The sequence below is a fragment of the Sphingomonas sp. Leaf208 genome (assembly GCF_001421415.1).
In the GTDB taxonomy this organism is placed as follows: domain Bacteria; phylum Pseudomonadota; class Alphaproteobacteria; order Sphingomonadales; family Sphingomonadaceae; genus Sphingomonas.
The window spans coordinates 1-8073 of sequence record NZ_LMKH01000030.1 but is presented as its reverse complement, the minus strand read 5'-3'; the positions used below and the strand labels follow the sequence as shown (position 1 = coordinate 8073).

Here is an 8073-nt window from a genome sequence, read left to right as displayed (position 1 = left end):
CTCCCTATCGGTCCGCCGATACTCTTCCAGTAGGCTCCGATCGTCGAGGAACTCGATAACGTCGACATGAAGAGGTGGATTTGTCATTTACCTAGCCTATGCGAGGTCAACCGATTCGGGCAAATATCTGCATAGCGGACGCGGGTTACTACCTCTTCCGGGTCGATGCAGGGGCACGATTGTAGCTCTTGATACCCCGACGACGGAGTTTGTCGGCGCGTCGACGGCGCGCGTACATGATCAAGATCGGCACAACGACCAAGATGCCTCCACCGATAATCGAAATAGCGATGATAATTCGTGCAGGCATGTCCATTCCTGGCCAATGCCAATCGAACAGCTAAGATGCCAACAAATATTTATAGATGAGTCATCCCCCCACGGCCGTCCGAACGCGCGCACGGAATAACGAGACAATTTACCGGCCGGCCTACTGCCTTGCTAAAGTACGACTCGTGGCCTGCGTTCTGCCCTGACGAGGAAGTTCCCGAGTTCAGGGCTTAGTTCACTCGTTGAAAGAAGTCGGAATCTATCTCCCTCGCCGTCGCAAGTCTGGGGCTCGCCGCGTTTGGCGCATGGCACCAACAGGTGAAGCAGTTCCTATGTTTCCTCTTGCCGGCGATCGTCGCCGCGCCGTCATCGCTCTTGTTCTTCGGCCTCGCAGCTGGAACCGACGAGAAAGAGATTATGCGACCTTGAATGCGGGGGGGATCACGGGGATAACGACGCTTAAAGAAGGGGGCCTCTATGGCAATGGAACTGCGGCAGGACGGAGAGACTTTTAGCAATGGCGCGACGCTGAACGGTACGCCCGCGCTGACAATCTCTGGATCTCGCGTAGTGTTCGTCAATGAGGACAGCGGTCGAGTAATTTCGGCTACAGGAGACGGTCCCGTAATCGCGGTGACGGGCAGCGACACAACGATCGTCAACCTGTTGGGCGGCATCATCCGCACCTCTGGTTCTAACTCCAACGAGACTGCCATCTCCGGATCGGCCTTTGCCGACACCGTCGTCAACGAGGGCCTGATCGCGGGCAACGTTGCATTAGGTGACGGTGACGACGTGGCACGCTTCTCCGGTACGCTACAAGGGGTGCTACGTCTGGGCGCCGGAAACGATCGGCTAGAGGTAGGCGGTAGCGCTTGGCTAACCACTGACGGCGGGGCCGGGATCGACACACTGGTCCTTACTGGGTCAGGCGGCGTGACGGCCAGCAATTTCGAGCTGCTGGAAGTCCGCGCGGGCGCTAGTCGCATCGACGGAATTTCCGGACTGACCGCGATAACTGTTGCCCCCGGCGGATTTTACGGGATTGCATCAAGCCGCAACCCCAATGTTACCCTAGCGATCTCCGGCGGCTATATCACAATGGGATTTGGCAGCAGCTTGTCCGCGGTCGCGGGCAGCGATGGCGCCGATTCGTTCGAGCTTGTTAACGGCGGCAGCGTCGGCAACGTCGCGCTAGGAAAAGGAGATGACCAATTTCGCTACACTTGGTCTAACTTCTTCGCTGACCCAAACAAACCGATCATCACGGGAGTGATTGACGGGGGTGAGGGACGCAACACTCTGGGTGTTGTGATTACCGAGGGCCGCACTTTAGACCTTTCGTCATTCCGAAACTTCACGACGCTCGACACGGGCACGTTCACCTCCGACACGTCCAATGGACGGTTAATCCATGCGGATGGTTTCCAGCTGATTTACGGCGAGAGTGACGGTAACGTGATTCTGGACCAGTCGACTTCCCCAGAGGCGCGACTGGCGATCAGCAGTCATGGCCAAGTTACGATTACAGCGTCTACCACGATCAACGAGGTCGGCTACGGTTCGAATGCTTCAATTCCCGACTACGCTGACGATCGGCTTTCAATCAGCGTGGTCAACCAGGGAACGATCCTTGGTGCCGCGGCACTCTATATCGGCGACGATCTGTACGACGGGCGTCTAGGCCGCACCGGTGGACCGATCCTCGGCTATGCTGGCAACGACAAACTGTTCGGCGGCGCAGAGAACAATCTCATAGATGGTGGCGCTGGGGCCGACACGATCGACGGCGGTGACGGCAACGACCGGCTGATTGGGGGCTCGGGGACCGACAGGCTGACCGGCGGCGCGGGCAACGATGTTCTCCTCGGCGGTTTAGGCAACGATGCCCTTGATGGCGGCGCCGACATAGACAGCGCGGCGTATGTGAACCTATTCCGGACTTATGGCGCGTCGTCCGCCGGCGAAACGACGACGCTGCGTGGTGGCAGCGCGGAAGGCACGGACACGCTGACCGCCGTAGAGTATATCGCCTTCAAGGATGGTTCGCTTATCTCGGACCCCGAGGCGGTCGCAGCGCAGGTTCTCCGCCTGTACGACACGGTGCTGCAGCGTCGCCCTGACGCCGTCGGCTTGGACTTCTACGTCGACCGCATCGAGGACCGCGGCGCATCCATCGCGGCCGTTGCTTCGGAATTGCTTAATAGCGGCGAGTTTCAAAGAGCGACCGGCGCKCTCTCGAACGGCGCATTTGTYGACTATGTCTACCAGCACGCCCTTGGTCGTGGAGCCGATGCGGGCGGTAAGGCCTATTACACCAACCTCCTCGACAATGGCGGGTCACGCGCTGACTTNGACTATGTCTACCAGCACGCCCTTGGTCGTGGAGCCGATGCGGGCGGTAAGGCCTATTACACCAACCTCCTCGACAATGGCGGGTCACGCGCTGACTTGCTGATCGGTTTCTCTGAATCCACAGAGCACCGCGCTCTCACCGCGAATACCGTGGCGCAGGGGTATTTTAATACGGACGACAACTATCAGGCAGTGGCACTGCTTTATGACAGTTTCGCNACAGAGCACCGCGCTCTCACCGCGAATACCGTGGCGCAGGGGTATTTTAATACGGACGACAACTATCAGGCAGTGGCACTGCTTTATGACAGTTTCGCTGGTCGGAAGCCCGACACAAGCGGATTGATCTATTACGCCGAGCGCCTGAAGACAGGAACCCTCACGCTTACGCAGGCGGCCAATGACTTCGCCGGCTCTGCAGAATTCACACAGGCCACCAATGGCTTCACCAATAGTCAGCTGGTCGACTACATGTACCGCAATACACTTGATCGTGAAGCCGATGCAGGCGGTAAAGCTTACTACACCACCGCGTTGGACAATGGCTTCAGCAAGGGAGCGCTTTTGCTCGAGTTTTCACAGAGCCAAGAGCATTACAACAGGCGGTAAAGCTTACTACACCACCGCGTTGGACAATGGCTTCAGCAAGGGAGCGCTTTTGCTCGAGTTTTCACAGAGCCAAGAGCATTACAACTACCTCGCCGGCTCGATAATCGGCGGTATCGACGTCTTTTAAAACCGCAGTGGGGAACAGATGCGGGGGCGCTCCACCGCTAGATTTAAAAAACGTCAATTCCGTAGACGATGTGACTAGCGAAGAGATTGTAGTGCTCTTGGCTCAGAGCCACATCGAGCAGCACGCCCGCTGCAGTGGCGCCGCTATTGAGTTGGTTCGTATAGAAGGCTTTACCTCCCGCATCAGCAGCGCGGTCCAGCGTGTTCTGATAGATGAAGTCGACTATCTCGCCATTGCTTTTATCCGCAATAGCCGACTTAAACTCCGTGGATCCCGCAAAGTCATTGGCAACCTGGCTCAGGGTTAGCGCGCCCGACTTCACCTTCTCTGCGTAGTAGGTAAGGCCGCCTGTGTCTGGCAGGCGCCCAGCAAAGCTGTCGTAAAGCAAGGCTACGGACTGGTAGGTATCATTCGTGTTGAAAAATCCCTGCGCCACCTGAGCCTGAGTCAGAGCGCGATGCTCAGTCGACTCCGACAACTCTACCACAAACGCACCGCGGCTCATACCGTTGTCCAATGCATGCGTGTAGTAGGCGCTGCCCCCAGCATCCGGAGACCGGCTGAGTGCATGTTGAAAAACGTAACTCACGAATTGCTCGTTAGATAGCCCGCCGGTTGCAGCTTGAAATTCCATAGAGCCAGATAGATCGTTGGCGACGTTGAAAAGAGTAAGGCCACGATCTTCCATCTGGTCAACGTAGTAATCAAGACCAGCGGCGTCTGGAGCACGCGCCAGTACCGTGTCGTAGACGCGCAGTACTTGCCCAAAAACGTCGTCAGCATTGAACTGCAAAACACCGTCTGCAAAGGCAATATACTCTACGCTGGCCAACCTATCAGTTCCTTCGGATGCACCTCCGTGGATCATCGTTATACTATCCACGACACTTGCTGCATAAGTTTCGAATAGGTTTGCGTAATTCGTGTGGTCGAGCCCACTGCCACCGTCGATAAAGTCGTTACCGGCTGCGCCGTTCAGAACATCATTTCCAGACCCTCCGAGCAGAAGGTCGTTCCTTGAACCGCCAGTCAACATGTCTGACTGAGCGGTTCCAATAACCGGGTTCAGCATGCCGTTGGTCGACGCGCTCAAAACCGGGGAATGGTTGATGAAGCTCGAATAATTGAGGTCGTCCGATCTATCAGTGATCATTCGATCAATAGTAGAAGTTTCGGTTGTGTTAAAGAAATTATCGTGGGCGTACATCGACGAGCTATCATATCCGTAGGCCAGCCCAAGCGCCGTACGATCTAAACTCAAAAATGTATTATTTGAGACTTCTATTGAGTTCGAATAGTTTGCCCACACGCCAACGGCGGCATTCCCTGTATTGTAATTTGTAGTCTGCCCGGTGAAAAGGTTGCCGTCGATTAACAGTTTCGGTCCGCTGATGCCGATCGAAAGGCCCTGGGTGTTCACAAAGTAATTGCCCTGGAAAACGCTATCATCGGCTGGATACCAAATGTAAAAGCCCGACGTCCCATTGAATGTCGAGTCGGAAATGTCAAAGGAACCATAACTGCCGTCACCGGTGGCTGGCAGGAAAGATCCACCAGAAAAAAGAGTGTGACTAGCCTCAAAGTGACCAACCTGCTTGTAATTTTGCGAGAAGGTTATGGACACATTATTGAGCTCTACACTCCTGTCGATCGTGCCGCCCGCAACGACACTACCAAAGACTTGAATGTTTTGGCCGTTGCCTTGCACCACCGCGCCAGCCTCAATCGTTAAGGTAGCTCCTGGAGCTACCTGGATCTTATCGGATAGGACGATCGTCTGCCCGGCTTTCCAAGTCGTATCAGCACTAATAATCTGTGTCATTCTTGCCCTCCCTTTTGCCGTGCGGCGCTACTACGCAAGATCGGAGTGCTAGCGATTCATCTGGCGGTGCAACAGGCTTTGGCGGTGACTAGATGTAGCACGCAGCATAAACAAGTACGCACAGCTTAGAAGGTAGAAGGCAAACAATTTATTCATGTCAGCAGCTCCGTCAGCCGATGTGACGGCGCCTTCTAGGTGCCGCAGATAACCCTCGTATGGCATCGTAGCCGAATACGATATTCAAGAACTAGTTCAGCTGCCACGTGACAGATCACCACGCAGCGCTATCTCGGCCGTTCTCATCGCGTACGTATCTTCCGTGTCACAGCGGCGGCGGCTAGGGCCTGCGACCTTCGACCTGCGCTGTACGGCTCTCCCACCCGTATTTAGCGACGTTCTCGATTACCACAATCTCATCGTTGTTCGTACAGAGCCGGCACCGTCCAGCTGTATCGAATCCTTCCGCATTTGTTCCGCCTCCGTCCCCACAGGCGCATGCACCGGCAAACGCGAATCACGGTTGATCTAGTGGTCCAGATCCTTCGCTCGACGCTCGATCAAACGAGTCCGGAACGCTGGCCGCTCGTAATGTTCTGGGAGGGCGCGCAGCAAGAGCACGAGACCGGCCGAAGCCAGAGCGTGACAGCGTTGTTCAACGGCATCGTTCGTCAGCTACGCCGACCCGGCGCATATTCTGGGTGAAAGCCTTGAGCCATGACCCGGCTATCGGCGCTCTACTGGAAGGTATTGCAAAACAAGCCACGGCAGGAACAGCAAAAAGGCTGTGATTATTATGATCGCAACCCAGTCTGCGACCCGTACGATGTTCAGCTTCATTTCGCTACTTACTGACGCAGTGCGTTGGTGATAGCGTCGACCGCAGTAGCGACACGACGCCAGTCCTCAACCGCTACGTTACCGTCGATGACATCGCCCAACTGCGAAATGATGTAGTCGGTAGTTAGAGTCCCATACTCGGCGACGATCACCCCAGCCTTCATCCACGCGTCGCGGTCGGATATCATATTTCGAGGTTACGACGGGCGATCTCGGCCAGTAGATCATCTACGACACGGGTCCCTAGCTCCCTATCGGTCCGCCGATACTCTTCCAGTAGGCTCCGATCGTCGAGGAACTCGATAACGTCGACATGAAGAGGTGGATTTGTCATTTACCTAGCCTATGCGNCTCCCTATCGGTCCGCCGATACTCTTCCAGTAGGCTCCGATCGTCGAGGAACTCGATAACGTCGACATGAAGAGGTGGATTTGTCATTTACCTAGCCTATGCGCAGTCGACCGATTCGGGCAATATACATGCCATGAGATGCGGCAGGCCGTACGCCCTAAGCTTGAATTCTGAGCCGCGGCTTTATGTAAGATCGACAAACTCGAACGTATCCGGGATTTTCCCGGATAGCGGCGCGAATGTTGCCTCCACATGACTCTCAACTCAGGACGAACGGCGGGGTGTAGTCCGGACGAACACCCAAATAATTGGCCAGTCAAAACCGATCACGGTAGACCGACAAAAATACAGTGAGGAAACAAGCATGGCGACAATCAACGGGACTGCTGGGAATGACGTGCTTACCGGCACCGACGCTGCGGATACCATCTACGGATTGGCGGGTAACGACACGATTGACGGCATACTCGGTGCGGACAACCTTTACGGAGGACAGGGCGATGACCTGTATAAATTCAGTGCTGTCCAAGTTTCTAACCCGCCACCCTCAGCCATCGGCTTGATCGATGGTGGTGATGGCTTTGACACTATTGACCTCTCAAATGTTCAGCCAGCCAGCATAGGCGTCATAAGGGACGCATCCGGACAATCTGCTTTTGGTCTAACTGTAGGTTCGCAGAAGTACCTTCTTCTAAACACGGAGAGTGCCATTTTTGGAAGCGGGAACGATTTTATAAGCTCGGCGTTTTCGGGGCCTGATTTCGATTATCATCTTGGTGCCGGCGACGACTACGCAAGTATCTCCGGCGGATCGCGAGCTTTCGGTGATGAAGGCAATGATACTATTTTTATCAGCGGATACTCAAACAACAGTAGTCGCCTTGGTGAGGCGCGAGGCGGGTCGGGTAATGATACGCTTTTAACCAATATTGACTTTACACTGGACCTTGCGCTTGGGACGGCAAAAAGCGGCGGAGCAACCTTTCTAATTAGTGGGTTTGAAATCTATACCGCTTCTTTGTCCGGATATGCCACATCGTACTCAGGCGACGATGCGGAAAACACATTTACTGTCTCGAAATCATCGGACCTAGGCGGCGTCGGGGTGATGTTCGATGGACGCGGCGGCAACGACACCTTGAGCGGCAGTTCTGCTGCCGATCGGTTGTATGGCGGCGCCGGCAATGACATTTTGGTGGGCGGCGGGGGCAACGACATCCTCGACGGTGGGTCAGGCCTAGATCGCGCCAGTTACGACGGGCTATTCAGAAGCTTTGCGCCGACTAACGTTAACGGCGTTCTTACCCTACGGGGCGGGGCGTCGGTAGGAACAGACACAGTCACCAGTATCGAAACGATCACCTTTAAGGATGGCGTATTCGACGCAGATCCAGATCACGCCGCAGCGCAGGTTCTTCGCCTGTATGACACGGTGTTTCAGCGTCACCCTGACGCCGTCGGCTTGGACTTCTACGTCGATCGTATCGAGGACCGCGGCGCATCCATCGCGGCCGTTGCTTCGGAATTGCTTAATAGCGGCGAGTTTCAAAGAGCGACCGGCGCGCTCTCGAACGGCGCATTTGTTGACTATGTCTACCAGCACGCCCTTGGTCGTGGAGCCGATGCGGGCGGTAAGGCCTATTACACCAACCTCCTCGACAATGGCGGGTCACGCGCTGACTTGCTGATCGGTTTCTCTGAA

At 55.4% G+C, this 8073-nt stretch carries 4 protein-coding genes and 2 pseudogenes; 4 read left to right on the top strand and 2 right to left on the bottom strand.

What is annotated here, in order from left to right; all coding sequences use genetic code 11:
• Nucleotides 1-747: 747 nt before the first annotated feature.
• From ASE69_RS23480 to ASE69_RS22995, 3 genes and pseudogenes are all read left to right on the top strand, one after another.
• Nucleotides 748-2624, top strand: a pseudogene (locus tag ASE69_RS23480) (DUF4214 domain-containing protein); the annotation flags it as partial.
• Nucleotides 2625-2721: 97 nt separating this feature from the next.
• Nucleotides 2722-2843: pseudogene (locus tag ASE69_RS23475) on the top strand (hypothetical protein); the annotation flags it as partial.
• Between the two features lies 1 nt (nt 2844).
• Nucleotides 2845-3234, top strand: a 390-nt coding sequence (locus ASE69_RS22995) for a DUF4214 domain-containing protein (RefSeq protein ID WP_235518691.1), incomplete at its 5' end; no start/stop codon positions are given.
• A 170-nt stretch (nt 3235-3404) separates the two neighbouring features.
• Here ASE69_RS22995 and ASE69_RS12605 read toward each other — a convergent pair.
• Nucleotides 3405-5183: a DUF4214 domain-containing protein gene (locus ASE69_RS12605; RefSeq protein WP_056487161.1), complete on the bottom strand. Its 1779-nt coding sequence runs from the start codon at nt 5181-5183 to the stop codon at nt 3405-3407.
• A gap of 845 nt (nt 5184-6028) precedes the next feature.
• Entirely contained in the window at nt 6029-6208 is a 180-nt protein-coding gene (locus ASE69_RS12600) for a hypothetical protein (protein ID WP_056487158.1), read from the bottom strand.
• 527 nt (nt 6209-6735) lie between these two features.
• Between ASE69_RS12600 and ASE69_RS12595 the strand changes: the two genes are divergently transcribed.
• Nucleotides 6736-8073 (top strand): DUF4214 domain-containing protein (locus tag ASE69_RS12595; protein WP_156362330.1); only part of this gene is annotated, 1338 nt, incomplete at its 3' end.